Origin of the sequence: Paenibacillus sp. L3-i20, from assembly GCF_022180385.2 — a bacterium.
Classification (GTDB): Bacteria; Bacillota; Bacilli; order Paenibacillales; family Paenibacillaceae; genus Pristimantibacillus.
The window spans coordinates 2,019,678-2,037,288 of the sequence record NZ_BQME02000001.1; the positions used below are offsets into that span (position 1 = coordinate 2,019,678).

General features: G+C 42.6%; 17 protein-coding genes. 6 read left to right on the top strand and 11 right to left on the bottom strand.

Annotation, left to right across the window (positions count from 1 at the left end; all coding sequences use genetic code 11):
- Positions 1-32: 32 nt before the first annotated feature.
- Positions 33-464, bottom strand: a complete 432-nt coding sequence (locus MFF31_RS09490) for a MarR family winged helix-turn-helix transcriptional regulator (protein WP_238187770.1) — start codon at positions 462-464, stop codon at positions 33-35.
- A 120-nt stretch (positions 465-584) separates the two neighbouring features.
- On the opposite strand from MFF31_RS09490, the gene MFF31_RS09495 reads away from it, so the two are divergent.
- The 3 genes from MFF31_RS09495 to MFF31_RS09505 all read left to right on the top strand — a co-directional run bounded on the left by MFF31_RS09495 (position 585) and on the right by MFF31_RS09505 (position 3,005).
- Positions 585-1,172, top strand: coding sequence for an NAD(P)H-dependent oxidoreductase (locus MFF31_RS09495; protein ID WP_238187771.1), 588 nt, complete (start codon positions 585-587; stop codon positions 1,170-1,172).
- A 116-nt stretch (positions 1,173-1,288) separates the two neighbouring features.
- On the top strand, positions 1,289-2,038 hold the full coding sequence (locus tag MFF31_RS09500) for a polysaccharide deacetylase family protein (RefSeq protein WP_238187772.1): 750 nt from the start codon (positions 1,289-1,291) through the stop codon (positions 2,036-2,038).
- A gap of 271 nt (positions 2,039-2,309) precedes the next feature.
- Positions 2,310-3,005, top strand: a complete 696-nt coding sequence (locus tag MFF31_RS09505; RefSeq protein WP_238187773.1) for a lysoplasmalogenase — start codon at positions 2,310-2,312, stop codon at positions 3,003-3,005.
- 90 nt (positions 3,006-3,095) lie between these two features.
- Here the strand turns inward: MFF31_RS09505 and MFF31_RS09510 are convergent, their stop codons facing one another.
- The 5 genes from MFF31_RS09510 to MFF31_RS09530 form a co-directional block, all read right to left on the bottom strand.
- On the bottom strand, positions 3,096-3,344 hold the full coding sequence (locus MFF31_RS09510; RefSeq protein ID WP_238187774.1) for an HPr family phosphocarrier protein: 249 nt from the start codon (positions 3,342-3,344) through the stop codon (positions 3,096-3,098).
- A gap of 36 nt (positions 3,345-3,380) precedes the next feature.
- A complete protein-coding gene (locus tag MFF31_RS09515) occupies positions 3,381-4,802 on the bottom strand; it encodes an NAD-dependent malic enzyme (RefSeq protein WP_238187775.1) in 1,422 nt (473 codons plus the stop codon).
- A 35-nt stretch (positions 4,803-4,837) separates the two neighbouring features.
- Positions 4,838-6,364: a tripartite tricarboxylate transporter permease gene (locus MFF31_RS09520; RefSeq protein ID WP_238187776.1), complete on the bottom strand. Its 1,527-nt coding sequence runs from the start codon at positions 6,362-6,364 to the stop codon at positions 4,838-4,840.
- A gap of 17 nt (positions 6,365-6,381) precedes the next feature.
- Positions 6,382-6,837: a tripartite tricarboxylate transporter TctB family protein gene (locus MFF31_RS09525; RefSeq protein ID WP_238187777.1), complete on the bottom strand. Its 456-nt coding sequence runs from the start codon at positions 6,835-6,837 to the stop codon at positions 6,382-6,384.
- A gap of 70 nt (positions 6,838-6,907) precedes the next feature.
- Positions 6,908-7,915: a tripartite tricarboxylate transporter substrate binding protein gene (locus tag MFF31_RS09530; RefSeq protein WP_238187778.1), complete on the bottom strand. Its 1,008-nt coding sequence runs from the start codon at positions 7,913-7,915 to the stop codon at positions 6,908-6,910.
- Between the two features lie 255 nt (positions 7,916-8,170).
- Between MFF31_RS09530 and MFF31_RS09535 the strand changes: the two genes are divergently transcribed.
- Positions 8,171-9,781, top strand: coding sequence for an ATP-binding protein (locus tag MFF31_RS09535; protein WP_238187779.1), 1,611 nt, complete (start codon positions 8,171-8,173; stop codon positions 9,779-9,781).
- Complete coding sequence (locus MFF31_RS09540) at positions 9,759-10,454, top strand: response regulator (protein WP_238187780.1); 696 nt, start codon at positions 9,759-9,761, stop codon at positions 10,452-10,454. Before MFF31_RS09535 ends, MFF31_RS09540 begins: the two co-directional genes overlap by 23 nt.
- 144 nt (positions 10,455-10,598) lie before the next feature.
- Here MFF31_RS09540 and abc-f read toward each other — a convergent pair whose 3' ends face one another.
- On the bottom strand, positions 10,599-12,080 hold the full coding sequence (gene abc-f, locus MFF31_RS09545; RefSeq protein WP_238187781.1) for a ribosomal protection-like ABC-F family protein: 1,482 nt from the start codon (positions 12,078-12,080) through the stop codon (positions 10,599-10,601).
- Positions 12,081-12,432: 352 nt separating this feature from the next.
- On the bottom strand, positions 12,433-13,665 hold the full coding sequence (pepT, locus tag MFF31_RS09550) for a peptidase T (RefSeq protein WP_238188551.1): 1,233 nt from the start codon (positions 13,663-13,665) through the stop codon (positions 12,433-12,435).
- 261 nt (positions 13,666-13,926) lie between these two features.
- Between pepT and MFF31_RS09555 the strand changes: the two genes are divergently transcribed.
- Positions 13,927-14,850, top strand: coding sequence for a phosphotransferase family protein (locus MFF31_RS09555; RefSeq protein ID WP_238187782.1), 924 nt, complete (start codon positions 13,927-13,929; stop codon positions 14,848-14,850).
- Between the two features lie 103 nt (positions 14,851-14,953).
- Here MFF31_RS09555 and MFF31_RS09560 read toward each other — a convergent pair whose 3' ends face one another.
- From MFF31_RS09560 to MFF31_RS09570, 3 genes are read right to left on the bottom strand one after another with little or no spacing between them, the layout of a single operon-like run.
- The gene (locus tag MFF31_RS09560; RefSeq protein ID WP_238187783.1) at positions 14,954-15,946 is read right to left on the bottom strand and encodes an ABC transporter ATP-binding protein; all 993 of its coding nucleotides are present in this window, start codon (positions 15,944-15,946) and stop codon (positions 14,954-14,956) included.
- A 14-nt stretch (positions 15,947-15,960) separates the two neighbouring features.
- A complete protein-coding gene (locus MFF31_RS09565) occupies positions 15,961-16,764 on the bottom strand; it encodes an ABC transporter permease (RefSeq protein ID WP_238187784.1) in 804 nt (267 codons plus the stop codon).
- A gap of 2 nt (positions 16,765-16,766) precedes the next feature.
- Positions 16,767-17,573 carry an ABC transporter permease gene (locus tag MFF31_RS09570; protein WP_238187785.1) on the bottom strand — a complete coding sequence of 269 codons (807 nt, stop codon included), beginning with the start codon at positions 17,571-17,573 and terminating at the stop codon, positions 16,767-16,769.
- Positions 17,574-17,611: the final 38 nt, after the last annotated feature.

Below are 17,611 nucleotides of genomic sequence, written 5' to 3' on the forward strand. Positions count from 1 at the left end.
GTGAGGGGTGTTGGCTTATTTGTTCATATGGTTCAAAAAAATACTTTAGCCTGAAGGATATCTATCGCCTTACTTAGCTGTTCTAGGTCCTCTTCACTGGCAGTATTAATACGCTCCAGAAAGAGTGTTTCAATATGCAGGAAGGCGTCATCCATTAACGCTTGTCCCTTTTTGGATAATTGAATATATTGTTTGCGCTTGTCATCGGCTGCATCAAATTTTTCGATAAGCTGCTTTTCACTCAGCTTCTTGATCTCTCGGCTAGTGTTAGGCATGGACATATGCATACACAGACTAATTTCACTAAGGGTTGAAGGCTGACTTACAGCCATGTATTCAAGAATGCGATATTGAAGTGGAGTAATGTCATCGTATTTAATATCTTTTGTGAAATCATAAGTAACTTGATGTACGGAAGTCGTTAAAGCTATAAATTTTTGGAAAAGCTCTTTTTTGTTGTCCACAGCAAACACCTCTTAATTGAACAATAGCAAATTAATTATCATAAAACAATTATCATTTGACAACTAAATAATGCAGTGGTACTCTTTAGTTATCATATGACAACTAAAGAGGTGGAAGTTATGAAAACATTAATCATTTATACACATCCAAATCACAAAAGCCTAAGCTATTCATTTTTGCAAAAGGTCATTCAGGGCAGCAAAGAAAATCCGCAAATAAAGGATATAAAAGTGCTCGATTTGTATGAGGAGGGATTTGATCCTGTACTCGTTTTTAATGAAAATAAACGTAGAAGAGATATGCACCGTGATCCCAAGTTAGAGAAATATCGCGAACAGCTACTATGGGCAGATCAATTGGTGTTCGTATATCCAATTTGGTGGGGCCGTCCTCCTGCTATGCTAATGGGTTATATTGATCAAATGTTTTCGTCAAATTTTGCATATCGCGAGGTCGGCAAGATGTTGCCTGTGGGACTGCTGAAAGGAAAGTCGGTTGTTTGTATTTCTTCAATGAAGGGACCGACACTGTATCCACTATATTGGCTCAATAATTCGCATAAGGTGCTTATGAGAAAGGCGTTATTTAACTATGTGGGGATCAAAAAAGTGAAGTTTTTCGAGTTCGGCAATATGGAGAGTCCAAAAGGTAAACATGATAAGAAACTAGACCAGATATATAGCTACTTTAAATCGCTTAGTCACTAGCGCTTTACGTATATAAGATGGGTAAAGTCACAATTCTTATATTGTTTTGAGCAATGAATACATTAGCAGCCCCTCATTTGAGCACACTACTTAAAACTCGCTGAGGGGAGCACGATATGAATCAGCTTTTGAAGGGGATAGTCTGTTTGACCAGTTTTGTTCTCATGACAGGATTTTCCCAGCAGCCTGAGAAACATGATAGAAGTTATTATGAAGCTCGCAAAGAAGTTGTATGGGAAGTACCCATGGATGACAAGCTGATTGCTCTTACGTTCGATGATGGTCCTAATGCGAATACAACACCTCAAATACTGGATTTATTAAAGCAATATGATGCGAAAGCGACTTTTTTTGTAGTGGGTAATCGTATGGATAAATATGCAGAGATTATTAAGCGTGAAGCGCTTGAAGGACATGAAGTTGCGAACCATACATATAATCATGTCTTTTTTACAAGAAGAATAGGTAAATCGGTAATAGCGAATGAAATCATCGATACACAAAAAAAGATAACGGAGCTGACAGGGCAACATACGAAATGGTTTAGACCTCCTGGCGGTTACTATAATGATACAGTTATTAATGTTGCTCGCGAGAATGGATACACGGTTATTATGTGGTCATGGCATCAGGATACACAGGATTGGAACACACCTGGTGTGGATCGTATCGTTAACAAAGTACTGAAGAATGCCCGTAATGGAGACATTATATTGATGCATGATAATGTTAACGGGTCGACACAAACGGTGCGAGCACTTGAGAGAATATTGCCTGCTCTTTACGATCAAGGTTATCGCTTAGTTACCATTACCGAACTAATGGAGCATAAGACAAAAGTAGATAATCCGTTTGTTCCAGAATAGTGTCTGCGTATAGAAGATCAAAGGTTATGTCTCTAGCTTAAGTGGGTATAAAATTACCTATAGTGATCCCAATACAGAGGATGCTTTAGCTCCCTAAAAATATGCCCCATGGGTTGAGATTATTGGAATAATCTCAGTACAGGGGTATTTTCATTGTTTGCCAACAGCAACGTGAAAACGCTATCATTAATTAATGGTATTAGGTATACTCGATATATTAGTAGAGATTAGACTAGCATCGAAAGAGCTAAGAGATGGAGGAGGAATTGTTTTGTCAAAGTGGTTGATAGCACTTATTATCGTGACAGGGTCAGTTCATCTGGCGACGTTATCTCTCGATAGTGAGCTGCTTCACTGGATTTTCAAGCTTGTCCCAATGATTCTTATTATTGTTTTAGCAGTAAGCACACCTAAGTCAGAAGCTCCAATAACCTATAAAGGTCTAATTGTGACTGGACTTGTTTTTAGTATTGGTGGAGATACATTCTTGCTGATGCCAGATGATGAATGGTTTACGTTTGGACTTGCTTCGTTCCTCATTGGCCATGTGTTCTATACGATAGCGATGTTGAAGCACATGAAAGCTTCATGGCTGACGAGGTTATCAGTCATTCCAATCGTCACCTATTCATTTGTACTTGGCAGTCAGCTTCATGGATATATTATTGAAGACAGCAATAATAGTGGATTATGGATTCCGGTTCTTGTGTACATTATCGTTATCGCGGCAATGTGCTGGACAGCAATAATGAGCGGAAATGTATTAGCTGGTATTGGAGCAGCACTATTTGTCGTCTCGGACTCAATCTTGGCATGGAACAAATTTGCTACACCAGTCGCGAATTCCGGCATTTGGATTATGGCGACATATTTTAGTGCACAGTTGCTCATTGCGGCTAGTATTGCTGGATTTTCATTTCACATACGCCAAGTATCAGGCAATGTAGGGAAAGCAAGGACAATGTAGCACCACTTACTTTTAATAAAAGGGTACAACAAAAAGGGAGAGCCTGCTGAACCGAGTTCGGCAGGCTCTCCCTGTAATAAGAAGATTAGTTTATTCTTTGTGCAAAACTACTTGTAGATTATGTTTGGCAAACACCTCAAGCAAAGCTGCTTTTGCTTCAACCTCATCAGGGCCATGCACATAAAGGCGATACTCTTGATTTTGATACAAGGTCATGCTCAGACCAAGAATGCTCTTTGCATCGATGAAATGGTCTGGGCTAACGACAAGAACGATGCTGGAAGAAAATTCATTAGCCTTCATGTTAATATCCACAATAGCTCGAATACCGCTGCCCATAAAATAATCCTCCGTTTCAGTTATGGAATATTCCTGTTATCTGAACTCTCTTGGAATTCTACGTGCTACCCCTGTTCGTATCGCAGCTTTGATTACCAGATCTCTTATGCCGGCTACGACTTGCTGGTTGAACACACTAGGAATAATATAATGTTTGCTTCGCTCATCATCGGAGATAGCAGATGCAATCGCTTCAGCTGCTGCCAGCTTCATTTCTTCATTAATTTCGGTAGCTCTGCAATCCAGAGCCCCACGGAAGATGCCTGGGAAACATAATACGTTGTTAATTTGGTTCGGATAATCTGAGCGACCAGTTGCGATAAGACCAACAATATCTTCAACTTCATCTGGTTGAATTTCAGGTGTTGGGTTAGCCATTGCGAATACAATTGGTTGATCTGCCATGGACTCTACATCTTTACGCTTCAACAACCCGCCAGCCGAGAGCCCGATGAACACATCTGCTCCTTGAATAAGTTCTTGTAACGATCCTTGAATGCGTTCAGGATTCGTATTCTGAGCGTACCAGTTCCACATCTTATTATCATAAGTGACATCTGCGGAGAGTGCTCCGTGACGATCAACACCGATAATGTTTTTTACTCCTGCGGACAATAAAATTCTGCTGCAAGCTATACCAGCTGCGCCAATTCCACAGAATACAACTTTTATGTCGGGAAGGGATTTCCCTACGACTTTCAGTGCATTAATCAAGGCGGCGTATACAACAACAGCTGTGCCATGTTGGTCATCATGGAATACCGGAATATCAAGCTCTTCCCGAAGTCTTTCTTCAATCTCGAAGCAACGCGGTGAGGAAATATCCTCAAGGTTGATTCCGCCGAATGCAGGAGCTATCGCTTTAATAGTAGCGATGATACTTTCTGTATCCTGTGTGTCCAAGCAGATTGGGAAGGAGTCAACATCTGCTAATTGCTTGAACAGCATCGACTTTCCTTCCATTACTGGCATAGCAGCATACGGACCAATATTGCCTAGCCCGAGAACTGCGCTGCCATCAGATATAACAGCGACCGTATTGCGTTTAACAGTTAATGTAAAAGCTTTACGAGGCTCTTCGTGAATAGCCATACATACGCGCGCAACATCTGGTGTGTACACACGTGATAGGTCATCACGGTTTTGAATTGGGGCTTTCAGCTTCGTTTCGATCTTACCGCCTAAATGTAACAAAAAGGTACGGTCTGATAGGTTGACTAAGCGAATGCCTGACATGCTGCGAATTCTTTCGGTAATGATATCAATATCAACGGTATCAACAACTGTGATCGTAACATCACGGACGGTTATATGTTTGCTGGTTTGAATAACGTCGATGGCTACAATATCTCCACCTGCTTCGAATATAGCGGAAGCAACTTGACCGAAGTTTGCCTCGTTCGTATCCATTTCGATCCTTGCGATAATACTTTTACCGCCCAGTTTGTTAGAATTCATGGCTGCCTCCATTACATATACGGAATAGGTTGCGTTTAGCCTTCGTCGTTAACAATAACTTCTTTACCTTTTCTTTTAATAAGAATCGGTACTGTAATCCATAGAACAGCAATAATTAAAAAAGTTAGTGACATTGGCTTCTGCAGGAATATCATAAAGTCGCCATTAGAAATTGTAAGCGCTCTGCGCATATTGTTTTCGATCATTGGACCAAGTACAAGGCCAAGGACTAACGGAGCAAGCGGATAATCATTACGAGCTAACAAGAAACCTGCAACTCCGCAACCTAGCATTAGCATCAAGTCAAAGATTTGTGCTTGAACTGCGTAAACACCAAAGATAGAAATAGCAACAATAATCGGAATCAAATACTTTGGTGGTGTTTGAATAATTTTTGCAAACACTTTTACAAGCGGCATATTCAATATGAGCAACAACAGGTTACCGATTAGCATACTTGCAATCAATCCCCATGCAACTTGTGGATGCTCTTCGAATAACAAGGGACCTGGCTGAACGTTGTACATAATTAGGGCACCCATTAGAATAGCCGTTGTACCCGAACCAGGAATACCAAGTGTAAGAAGTGGAATCATCGCACCGCCAGATGCAGCGTTATTAGCTGATTCTGGTGCAGCAACACCTGCAATGTTGCCTTTTCCGAAGGATTCAGGGTTTTTGCTTATTTTTTTCTCCAAAATGTAGCTGAAGAAGGAAGCTAGCGTTGCACCAGCACCAGGTAATATACCGATAAAGAAACCAAGAACGGAACCACGAGCAATTGGAGCTGCGCTGTCCTTAAGATCCTTTTTAGTTGGAAGAATACGTCCGATCTTTGCAGTAGGGCCTGCTGAATAGTCTTTTTCAAGAATTGTTTTGAATACTTCACCGAGAGCGAATAGACCAACAGCAATCGTTAGAAATTCTAAACCGGAGTAGAGTATAGGAATATCGAATGTAAATCTGGCTACACCCGATACAGTATCCATGCCAATTGTAGCGAGCAATAAACCAAATACGGTCATAATTAATGCTTTCGTAATGGATTTGCCTGCTAGACCGCTAACTGCGCAAAGTCCAAGCAACATTAGAGAAAAGTAGTCTGCCGGTCCGAACCTGATCGCAAGTTCCGATAACGGCTGAGCAAGTGCGATAAGGGCAACAAGGGAAAATAGTCCTGCTGCAAACGAACCGATTGCGGAAATGGACAATGCTGCTCCAGCACGACCTTGTTTCGCCATTTGATAACCATCGAGGGTGGTCACAACTGATGATGATTCCCCGGGGGTATTGAGTAAGATTGAGGTCGTTGAACCTCCGTACATAGCGCCATAATATACACCAGCAAGCAAAATGATGGAGCTTGTTGCAGCTGCCTCTGCGGGCAACCCGCCTGTCATAGAAGCTGTAACCGGAATCAATAGAGCGACACCGCTCATAGGACCGATACCAGGTAGAACGCCAACGGAAGTGCCAATGATTACACCAATTAAGGCAAAAAGGAGATTATGCCATTGAAAGGCTGTGGCGAAACCGTCTGCTAAATAATCCAAGATGCTCATTCAAGTTCCTCCCACACTCATGATAGCCAAGACGGGAAGCCTGGCATTGTGCCTTCAAGTAAAACGACAAATATAACGTATACACCAGCAGAGAATAAGCCGGCAATAATGATAGACCGCAGCATTTTCCCTTTTTCGATTACCTGGAATCCGATTAATAGGAAAAGGAACGTACCTATAATGTAACCGATGAATTCAAGGAAGAAGGCATAGAGGAAAGCTGCACCAAAAATAATGAAAAACCGTTTGTAATCCAAATTAGCTTTTTCTTTGCTAGGAGCTTTGGATTTCAGCACCTCATAAAACAACCGAATGCTAAGCAGTACTAGCGCAAGCCCAAGTCCAAATGGGAAAATATTTGGACCAACTGAGCTTCCGTAGGCGGAGGAGCTGATCTCCGCGCTCTGCCACATGAATCCGATTCCGAGAAGTAAGAAGACAAAGCTAGCATATCGATCGAAAGTCTTATTCATAAGTGACACCTCCTTAAGGATAAAGAAGAGGAGAGAACAAGGCCCTCTCCTCAAGGCACTATGCTTATTTTTACTTTTGCATGCCTAGAGCTGTAAGCAATTCTTGAACATCTTTTTCTTGCTCAGCTAGGTAAGCTGAGAAGTCAGCTGAATTTTTGTACTCGCTTGCCCAGTCGTTTGCAGTAAGTTCTTTCGTCCAAGCTTCGTTTTCGGAAAGAGATTTAAGCGTTTTGTCCCAGTAAGCAAGTTCTTTATCAGTCATTTCTTTTGGTCCAAATACGCCGCGCCAGATCAAGAACTCAGCATCCAAACCTAGCTCTTTCATAGTTGGAACATCTGCGAAATCTCCACCTAGACGTTCAGGGGAAGTAACAGCAAGAATTTTGATCTTGCCTGCTTTCAAGTAGCTGCCAAGTGAAGAAATGTCAGTTCCGATTGCATCTGCGTTATTGCCAAGTAGGGCTGCGATAGCTTCGCCGCCGCCATCATAGGACAAGTAGTTTACTGCTTTAGGATCAACGCCAGATTTGAATGCTGGCAATACGCTGATCAAATGGTCCATTGAACCAGGAGCAGATCCACCAGCAAGCGTTAGTGATTTTGGATCAGCTTTCAATGCATCGATAAGTGATTGTAGATCTGTGAATTTGGAATCAGCCGCAACTGCGATAGCGCCAAAATCTTTTGTCAGTTGTGCAAGAGGTTTTACATCCTTGTACCCGTAAGGGCTGTTGCCTTCTTTTTTAAGATTATTAATTAAGATTGGTGGTGAGCTAACGAACAGTTTGTAAGGGTCTTTGCTGTCTTTCGCTACGTATTCTGCTAGGAATACGGTACCGCCGCCGCCTGGTTTGTTCTCTACTGTCATCGTTTGATCAACAAGCTTTGTTTCCGTCAAAACTTTTACTAGGGATCTTGCAGTTTTGTCCCATCCACCGCCAGCGCCTGATGGTGCTGTTACGACAAATGGTTTGCTTGGGTAACTTCCACCGCTACCGCCTGATGAACTACAAGCAGTTAAACTTACGACAAGAACTACTGCTGCAGCTATCATTTTCCAACCGTTCATCTTTTTCATAGATAAATGCCCCCTTTGGAATCAATACAATGTCGCTTCCGTGACATTTCTGAAAGCGCTTTCGTATGGAATATATTTATACTATCATTGGAAATTATTAATGAACAGAATACCCGCATAAGTTGAAAAATGATCATTTTACTAATTTTGTTCATAAAATTTACGTTATAATAATATATAATTGCTTTGTTCCGAGAAGTATGTAGAATACAATAAGGAAGTTGAGTTTTGCATATTGAGTACGGGGGCGAATGAATGCGGTTACAAACGAGGCTGATTTTGCTAATTGGAAGTCTTCTGTTTATCGTCATAATCGCGTTAACTTTCAGCTTTGAACGGTTACTTGTGAATACATTAGAAAAAAATATTGGAACTTCAGCATTGAAGCTGGCCAAGACGGTTGCGCTAATGGATGTAATCCGGGACGCCTTTAATGATGAAAATCCGTCGCATACAATTCAGCCTATTGTTGAGAAGATTAGGTTGGAGACAGATGCGGAATATATCGTAATTGGGAATAAGGATGGTATCCGATATGCACATCCGATATCAGAACGAATAGGGCAAAAGATGGTTGGGGGAGACAATGGTCCAGTTCTCGATGGAATGTCGATCATTTCTAAGGCTGTCGGCTCGATGGGACCTTCTCTGCGAGGGAAAACACCAATTTATAATGATAAAAATGAAGTTATTGGTATCGTCTCCGTCGGTATACTATTAGAAGATGTAGAAGCTTCGGCTTATGAATATCGTACTAGAGTTATTTTATTCGCGGGAATGGCATTACTGCTGGGAAGTTTAGGTGCGATCTGGATTTCGGGAAGAGTGAAGCGATCGATCCACGGTCTTGAGCCGAAGGAAATCGGATTGCTGTACCAAGAGAAACGGGCGATTCTAGAAACGATTCATGAAGGAATCATCGCTATCAACTTGGAAGGAATCGTTACACAAGCGAACCAAACAGCGAAGAAACTAATTGATCCTCTAGAGAGTATGGAAGTAACAGGACAGCATATTAGAGATGTGATTCCTGATTCAAGACTGCTCGAAGTCATTCAATCTGGGAAAGCAGAAAAGGATCAAGAGATGATGATTAGAGACAGCGTCGTTGTTGTTAATCGATTGCCGATCTTCGACCATCAGCATCAGGTTGTTGGTGCAGTATCCAGCTTCCGAAATAAGTCTGAGCTGCTAAGGTTGACAGAGGAACTGTCGCAGGTTAAGCGCTATACGGAGGCGCTTCGGGCACAGACACATGAATATTCTAATAAACTGTATACAATATATGGGCTTATTCAGTTAGAATCTTATCAGGAAGCGATGGATCTCATCACGCATGAATCTAATGTGCACCAGAATCTGATTCATTTTCTAATGAAGGAAATTCCCGATCCAATCGTTGGGGGAATAGTGATTGGAAAATTTAATCGCGCTAAAGAGCTTAAGGTAAGATTAGAAATAGACGAAAATAGTACGTTTAAAGATATACCGAGTTTTATTAGTAGAAATCATCTAGTTACGATAATTGGTAACTTAATTGATAATGCATTAGAGGCCACACTTGCTTCTAGTTCACGAGACAAATGGGTAGATACGTTGTTTTGCGATAAAGGGGACACGTTGTTGATTGAAGTGGCTGATAGTGGAGAAGGTATTTCTGAAGAAGTTGCCCATAGTGTATTTGAACTAGGGTTTTCTACGAAGAAAGAGAGTAATCGGGGATTTGGGCTTTCGATTGTAAGCGGGGCTGTGCAGCAACTCGGTGGTAAGATCCATTTTAGAAATGCCAATCAGGGTGGCGCTATATTTACGGTTGTCATTCCAAAGGTGAGGGGGGTTTCTCATGATTCGAGTCGTAATCATTGAGGACGATGTTCGTATAGCTGAGATCAATAAACGGTTTGTTGAGAAAGTTGAAAACTTTGAAGTAGTAGGTATCGCTACAGATAAGCAGCAGGCGTACGAGCATCTGGAAATACTAATTCCAGATCTGGTTCTTCTCGATATATTTTTCCCGGATATGAACGGTCTTGATCTGCTTCAGCATATACATCGGAATTATCCGAAAACTGAAGTGATGATCATAACAGCGGCGAAGGAATTCGAAACGGTACGTGAAGCGATTCGTGGTGGCGTCTACGACTTTATGATCAAGCCGATCGTATTTGATAGGTTCCAAGAAAAGCTAAAAACTTATCAAAAGTACCATGAGCAGATGAACCTACTTGGCGGTGCGAACAAACATGTGGATCAGCAAGGGATCGACCAACTGCTTTGGGGCACAGCTGGCGAGCGAGTGGATAAGGAAACATATTTGCCCAAAGGAATTGATAAAATTACGAGTGAAAAGATTCTCTCTTATATAGAGGGAAGAGAAGAAGTATGGACAGCAGAGGAGTTAGGCAGAAGAGGTGGTTTTAGTCGTACGACTGCTCGCAGATATTTAGAATATTTTGTCGATAAAGGTATATTAATCGCTGATATTTCGTACGGAACGGTAGGCAGACCGGAACGGGTCTATCGTAGGAATGAAGGCTAGTAGTGAAGTCATTATCCCGTCCTAATCTTATATAAAAAATGATCAAGGCGCTGACTTCTAGGTAGAATTCTCTACTTAGAAGTCAGCGCCTTGTGTGTTAAGTTGCACGTATAAAAAGTTGGACTGTTCTTGTTCGCGACACTGTCAGCTTAGCTCAATCACTTTGGTAGCGACACGGTCGCGAAATTCCGAATCGTGCTCTACGAACACGATAGTTGGCGCATATTGGAGCAGGAGCTCCTCAATCTGCATCCGGGAAATCAAATCAACGAAGTTGAGTGGTTCGTCCCAAATATGCAGATGTGCCTCTTCGCACAGGCTCCTCGCGAGCAACACTTTCTTTTTCTGCCCGCCGCTTAACGCCCCCATATCCTTTTCGAACTGAATTCGGGCGAAATCGAGTTTCCGCAAAATAGCCTTGAATAAGCTTTCGTCGACATTGTGCTCGGCAGCATAATCGCTTAACGAACCACGCAGATGAGATGTATCCTGGGATACATACGAAATTTTCAGGTGTGGTTCCCGCCGGAACGTGCCAGTATAGGATAGTTCCTCTCCGCAAAGTAGGCGCAGCAGACTTGACTTCCCCGATCCGTTTGGACCTGATATCGCAAGCCTATCCCCTTGCTCGATCGTCAAATGAATGTTCTCGCATACTGGTCTGTCCCCGTAATAAATCGTGACGTCGTCCAATGCGAATAGCTCGGATTTTGAATACGCAAGCTGCGAAATCGCAAGGTTTTCTGCCTGCTCGATGTTTTTCAACAATTTAGATTTCTCTACTGTTGCAGTATGCTGCCGCTGCTCGATGGATTTTGCACGTTTCATCATTTTGGCGGCTTTGTGCCCGACGTAACCTTTGTCTAGCCTGGAGCCGGAGTTGCGTGTACCATTTTTCGATTTTTCAATCTCGTGCGACCAGCCGCTAGTACGTTTGGCAGCATCGGAGAGCCGTTGAATGTCCTTGTGCAACTTTTCATTTTGCGCCAAATCATACGAGTCCTGCCGGGTTTTGTTCGTCCACCAACTCGAGAAGTTGCCCCTTTGGATCTCTATATTCGTTTTATTTATTGACAAAATGTGATCGACGCAGCGGTCGAGAAATGAACGATCATGGGATACAAGAATAAAACCGCGCTTCTTATTTAAATAATCGCCAACAAGCTTGCGGGCATGCAAGTCAAGATGGTTGGTAGGTTCATCAATCAGTAAAAAGTTGTTGTCCCTGATGAACAATGCTGCTAGTTGTACTTTAGTTTGCTCGCCTTGGGATAACGTTTGGTAAGGGCGGTATAAGACGTCTTCCGATACCTTCAGCAGGTTTAGCTCGCGCAACAACTTCCATGGCTCATAACCTGGTACAATCTCTTCGACGGCATCGACGGTAAAAGACTCCGGATGTTCTAGTGAAAATGGGAAGTAATTAAACTCGATGGGTGCTGAGATTGTTCCGCTGTATTCGTATTTACCTTGAAGCAAGTTTAGAAATGTCGTTTTGCCTCGGCCGTTCCGCCCTGTAAACCCTAGTTTCCAGTCAGTGTCGATTTGAAAATGAACATTTTCAAAAACGGGGTCGTAGCTGCCCGGATATGCAAAAGTGAGATTGGATACTTGAATGGCAGTCATGGCAGTCATCCTTTCATATGGAAAAATAAAGAGCCGCAAGAAAGGTACCCTCTCGCGGCTCAAATCCATACGAGTAAATTCAGCCTCATTAAAGAGACCGAACAACTAGTCCGTATTGGAGAGCAAACGGGATGCAGACCTTCCTTGCAGAGACGAATAAATAAACGCAGCCGATGGCTGTGTCCATTCTATTCTTAATCTCGCAGCAAGAAAGTTCTACATGTATCCGTTCAACTCCCCTCATAAAATTACATACAGTTTATCATAGTTGGGATTTACCGACAACCCTGTAAACACCCTTATTATCTACAATCATTACTCGGTTCAAACATCCTATAAATAGGATATGTTCTTACGCTTTTTGTTCGTATAGCTTCACAATTTCTACAATCGTGTTAACAGCTAACTCCATATGGTCAACAGATACATATTCGTAACGACCGTGATAGTTCATTCCGCCGGTAAAGATATTTGGTGTAGGCAGCCCCTTGAAGGAAAGCTGAGAACCGTCAGTACCGCCGCGGATAGGCTCAACAATTGGCGTAATGCCGAGGTTCACCATAGCTTCATGAGCGATATCCACGATTTGGATAACGGGTTCAATGCGCTCGCGCATGTTGTAGTATTGATCATTCATCTCAAGCTCGATGCGATCTTCGCCGTATTTTGCCTTCAGTTCGTTTACGATCCTTCGAAGCGTTTCTTTTCTTTGGTTAAAGAGTTCGCTGTCGTGGTCTCGAATAATATATTTAAGCAGAGCTTGCTCAACATCACCCTCTAGAGAGGATAAGTGATAGAAGCCCTCATAACCTTCAGTATGCTCAGGTGCTTCTTGAACAGGTAGCTTGCCGTTTAGCTCCATAGCGATTTTAGTAGCATTCACCATCTTGCCCTTTGCAGTGCCTGGGTGAACATTGACGCCCTTAATCGTAATGCGTGCACCAGCCGCATTAAAGCTTTCGTATTGCAGCTCGCCAAGCGGGCCACCATCCATCGTATAAGCATATGCCGCGCCAAATGCCTCGACATCAAATCGATGTGCACCTCTTCCGATTTCTTCGTCGGGTGTGAAGGCAACTCTAATTTTCCCATGCTTAATGTCGGGATTAGCGATCAAATAAACGAGTGCCGTCATAATTTCTGTCATGCCAGCTTTGTCGTCAGCACCAAGCAGCGTTGTGCCGTCAGTAGTAATGAGCGTATGCCCTTTGTAGCCAGTAAGTTCTGGGAAATCACGAGGCGACAACACGATGCGCTGCTCTTTGTTCAAAACGATGTCTTGTCCATCGTAATTTTCTACTACTTGCGGCTTAATATCCGTTCCAGTGAAATCGGTAGCTGTGTCCAGATGTGCAAGGAATCCGATAGTTGGAACATCTTTGTCGGTGTTGGAAGGTAATGTAGCCATAACGTAGCCGTTTTCGTCAACGGTAACATCACTCATACCAATAGCTTTCAGCTCATCAACAAGCATAAGTCCGAAAGTGAGTTGACCCGGAGTAGAAGGGCAGTTCGTGCTATTTTCATCGGATTGGGTATCAACTTTAACATATGTAGTAAACCTTGATATTAGCTCTTGTTTCATAGACATTGATAGCTCAGCTCCTGTTCTGTTCATACTGCAAAGTATAATACAAACATGGTTGTAATAGAAAGGATATAGAAAGGCAAGTTAACTGAAAGCTAGTGGAGAATGGGTTTCTAAAACAGATTCAGGTATTGGATATTCGCGGAAATTGGTGTATTACGTGGTGGACGAGCAACTATCGAAATTACGAGTACAGCGGGTTGAAAGTCGGTTATTATAGAAATAACAATTAACAACTCTGCAGGGAGAGACGGAGATATGCAGGAAGAAAATGCTACACCATATAAAAAAATCGTAACTAAAATGGATGCACGCGGCAAATTGCTCCGATTCTGGCATATGGATGGAGGAGTGTCCGCTCAGGTAACAGCGATTGAGATGGAAACTTGGGATAATCAAAATGTGAAGTTAATTGTGCGCAGACATGGAATAGCGGATCGCCAGAGAGACCCGCATATAGCGCGTCACGAATTTCAATTGCTAAGTATGCTAAGGGAGCAGGGAATTGCTGTAGCAGAGCCTTATTTTGTTGATGATTCTGGGGAAGTGTTCGCTGATCCCTATATCGTCATGTCTTTTGCCCAAGGAGAAACAAACGTCAATCCCCAACAAACGCGCGATTATGTAGAGAAATTAGCAATGGGATTAGCTCGGATTCATGGCGTTGAATGTACAAGGGAAGAGGTGTCTTTTCTTGGCAACCAACAGTCTGCGATTGCGAATAAATTAGAGACGCCACCTGTAGCACTAGATGAAACATTGGATGAAGGCATCATTAGAAATGTTTTAAATTCAGTGTGGCCGTTGTCACGAACAAATAGAGATTGTCTTCTGCATGGTGACTTTTGGCCGGGGAACATCCTGTGGAAGAATGGGGAGTTGATCGCCATTATTGACTGGGAGGATGCAGCATGGGGAGATCCGCTATCTGATGTTGGTAACGCTAGATTGGAAGTACTATGGGCGTTCGGGCATGATGCGATGGCTGCATTCACAGTAGCTTATACTCGTTTCATGCCTAATATTGATATGAATCATCTGCCTTATTGGGATTTATGTGCTGCCCTTCGACCAGCTTCACAGTTGTCCCATTGGGGGCTCGGCAAGGAGACGGAAACAAGGATGAGAAAGAGACATAGCTGGTTCGTCCGGCAGGCGATAGAAAGTAGCAGTCTTCTTTAAAAAGTAGCAGTTTTCCCTAGAAAGCAGTAGTCTTCTTTAAAAAGTAGCAGTCTTCTCATGAAAGCAGCAGCTATTTGCAGTATCAGGGGGGAGGATGCCCCCTCTACAATTGTTCCCGTCCCCTTTTGTTATTTTCGTAGATCATTCCAATCGTTTTTTCTAGTTCGGGTTCCTTCAACCGAAGATCTCGTATATCATGCTTGCGAGTAATAAGGCTGATTGCTTCGCCTACGCCGATGTCTCTTTTGTGGAACATAAAGGTGACTGAGGAATCCGTTTTGCCGACTATTTGAATGCGATCATCCGTAAGTACAAAGTCATCCGTAGCAAAATCCACCTCAAGCACCGTTCCGCCGCTAAATCTATCTTTAAATTCGGGCAGTCCTCCATCATAAATAATACGACCATCGTCGATCATCATGAGTCGATCGCATACCTCTTCAATGTCGTCCATATCATGTGTGGTCAGGATGACGGTTGTTTTTTTCTCCTCATTTAGCTCCCTTAGGAATCGACGAATCTTCGTCTTAGCGATGACATCTAAACCAATCGTAGGTTCATCCAAATACAAAATTTTCGGATCATGGAGCAGAGCAGCCGCCAAATTAGCTCGCATTTTCTGTCCTAAGCTTAACTGTCTGACAGGTGTGCGGTAGAAGCTTTGCATCTCAAGCAATTCCACAAAAAACTCCGTGTTTCTACGGAATTCAGGTGCAGGAATGTGGTACATACGTTGAAACAGCTGGAAAGTGTCCTCCATAGGCAAGTCCCAGTAAAGCTGTGACCGTTGTCCAAAAACAACTCCAATATGCATCGCATTATGCTTACGGTCATCACTAGGTATAATTCCATTCACACGTATAGATCCGCGTGTAGGTGTAAGTACGCCGGACAACATCTTTACCGTTGTTGATTTGCCCGCACCATTTGGCCCAATGAAGCCGACCAACTCGCCTTCTTGAATGTGAAAGTTTAAGTCCGTCACAGCCTTTTTCCAATAATGGGTTCTCGTAAATAACGATTTGACAGATGCAAGCCAGCCGTTGTTGCTGTGATACATTTTGTAATCCTTAGATACGCCGTTTACTTCAATCATTGCCGCATTCCCTCCTAAGAACCTGTACTGTGGTAATGTTTGATGCCAAATTTCCATAATAGACAAGCGCCTACAAACATGATCCCGCCGACGACAATGGATAAATATTGGAATGATGGGTGGAACATAAGAAAGTTATCCTTTTTCAAAAAATATTGTGCAGGGTAGAAGTTAATAAATGCATAAGGAACCACTATCGTTAACAAAACTTGAATAGATGCTGGATAGATGGAAATCGGGTAACGAATAAAGCTTTTGAAATCGTTCATAAATAGATTGATCAAGCTATTGTTGCGAACCATCCAGAAGGATGGAATGGCGGTATAGATAAAGGCTGAAGCTTGAATCAGCGTTCCGCCAAGCAGCACCACTACTAGAAACAGATAGTCCCATACATGTAGTGCTAGTTGCAGCTTATAGAGACAGATACCAATAAAAAGCAGTCCGAATGTAACATTTGAGAAATAAGATGCGGTAAACTCTCTGCTCATGAGGTATAGCATCGGATTTAGCGGTTTTGTGAGCAGCTCGTCGAACTCGCCGGATTGAATTTTGGCGGGCAGCTTAGTAAAAGGATGGAAGCAGAAAAAAGCGGCAAGCGAATAGGATGTCAAATTTAGTGCGTACAGAAACATAACCTCATATTGTCCCCATCCCGCAATTGATTTGAATTGATACAGAAGTACCCAAAGCAGGGCAAATTCCGTACTCCAAAGCACCCCTCTGGATAGGAATGTGAGTAGAAATGCAGCACGATATTCGGTTTTGGCTTTTATATTGATCTGTACAAATCTCCAGTAAAGGGACAGATGCTCCATAACTAACCTCCTTGTATAAACACTTTATTTTGTGCCCTTTGCCAAACCCATTTCTCCAGTAGCACAAGAGCTACAATCCAGCCCCATTGCAAGGCGATGATGCCAATAGCTCCCGAAATACTCGTTTTCCCAACCAATATAGCAATTGGCTCAAAGGTGACAAGGCGAAATGGAAGAAAGGTGCCGATTTGCAACAGAAACTGCGGATAAAACCATAGGGGGACGAAGGTGCCTGCAAATAGTTCAAAGAAGGCCCTCATGAACCAATCGACGTAATAGGAGTTTCCAGTCCAGAAACTCGTTAAACCAAGCAAGTAGTGGATATGGTAAATGATGATGATGCCGCTCGTTACACTGATGAGGAAAAGTATGATTCGTGAAGGTTCGCTTGGAACGGTTGGAATGCTCATAAATACAAAATAGATGACACAAGCTGGGATAGCGCTGAACAGAAATCGGAATAGATTTTCACCCCATTGATCTGCAATGATGTATGTTTTGAAGGAAATGGGTCTAAGTAGGTCGGTGCTAATATTGCCGCTAATGACTTTTTCTCCAATTGTATCGCCAATTCGGGAGTGCGTTAGCGTTCCAACGAGCAGATTAATGAGGACGAATAGAATCATATGGTCATACGTTACGCCCCCAATTTCTTCGCGGCCGTGGAACAGTCCCCTCCAAACGCTAATGAGTACAAACAGCTTAAGAAATGAGCCAAGCATAAGAATTAATGTATTTGCACGGTAAACAAAATGTTGCTGGAATGATTTCATTGTAAACATGGCATACAAAGATAATTGCATCATCATGAGTGCTTATTCCCCCCTATCTATCTCTCTCAAATGCT

Excerpts from the sequence above, each read along its gene's own strand:
- MFF31_RS09530 (WP_238187778.1), bottom strand. The coding sequence starts at position 7,915 with ATGAAAAAGATGAACGGTTGGAAAATGATAGCTGCAGCAGTAGTTCTT.
- MFF31_RS09515 (WP_238187775.1), bottom strand. The coding sequence starts at position 4,802 with ATGAATTCTAACAAACTGGGCGGTAAAAGTATTATCGCAAGGATCGAA.
- MFF31_RS09510 (WP_238187774.1), bottom strand. The coding sequence starts at position 3,344 with ATGGGCAGCGGTATTCGAGCTATTGTGGATATTAACATGAAGGCTAAT.
- MFF31_RS09570 (WP_238187785.1), bottom strand. The coding sequence starts at position 17,573 with ATGATGATGCAATTATCTTTGTATGCCATGTTTACAATGAAATCATTC.
- MFF31_RS09500 (WP_238187772.1), top strand. The coding sequence starts at position 1,289 with ATGAATCAGCTTTTGAAGGGGATAGTCTGTTTGACCAGTTTTGTTCTC.
- MFF31_RS09525 (WP_238187777.1), bottom strand. The coding sequence starts at position 6,837 with ATGAATAAGACTTTCGATCGATATGCTAGCTTTGTCTTCTTACTTCTC.
- MFF31_RS09495 (WP_238187771.1), top strand. The coding sequence starts at position 585 with ATGAAAACATTAATCATTTATACACATCCAAATCACAAAAGCCTAAGC.
- MFF31_RS09555 (WP_238187782.1), top strand. The coding sequence starts at position 13,927 with ATGCAGGAAGAAAATGCTACACCATATAAAAAAATCGTAACTAAAATG.
- pepT (WP_238188551.1), bottom strand. The coding sequence starts at position 13,665 with ATGAAACAAGAGCTAATATCAAGGTTTACTACATATGTTAAAGTTGAT.
- MFF31_RS09520 (WP_238187776.1), bottom strand. The coding sequence starts at position 6,364 with ATGAGCATCTTGGATTATTTAGCAGACGGTTTCGCCACAGCCTTTCAA.
- MFF31_RS09560 (WP_238187783.1), bottom strand. The coding sequence starts at position 15,946 with ATGATTGAAGTAAACGGCGTATCTAAGGATTACAAAATGTATCACAGC.
- abc-f (WP_238187781.1), bottom strand. The coding sequence starts at position 12,080 with ATGACTGCCATTCAAGTATCCAATCTCACTTTTGCATATCCGGGCAGC.
- MFF31_RS09540 (WP_238187780.1), top strand. The coding sequence starts at position 9,759 with ATGATTCGAGTCGTAATCATTGAGGACGATGTTCGTATAGCTGAGATC.
- MFF31_RS09565 (WP_238187784.1), bottom strand. The coding sequence starts at position 16,764 with ATGGAGCATCTGTCCCTTTACTGGAGATTTGTACAGATCAATATAAAA.
- MFF31_RS09535 (WP_238187779.1), top strand. The coding sequence starts at position 8,171 with ATGCGGTTACAAACGAGGCTGATTTTGCTAATTGGAAGTCTTCTGTTT.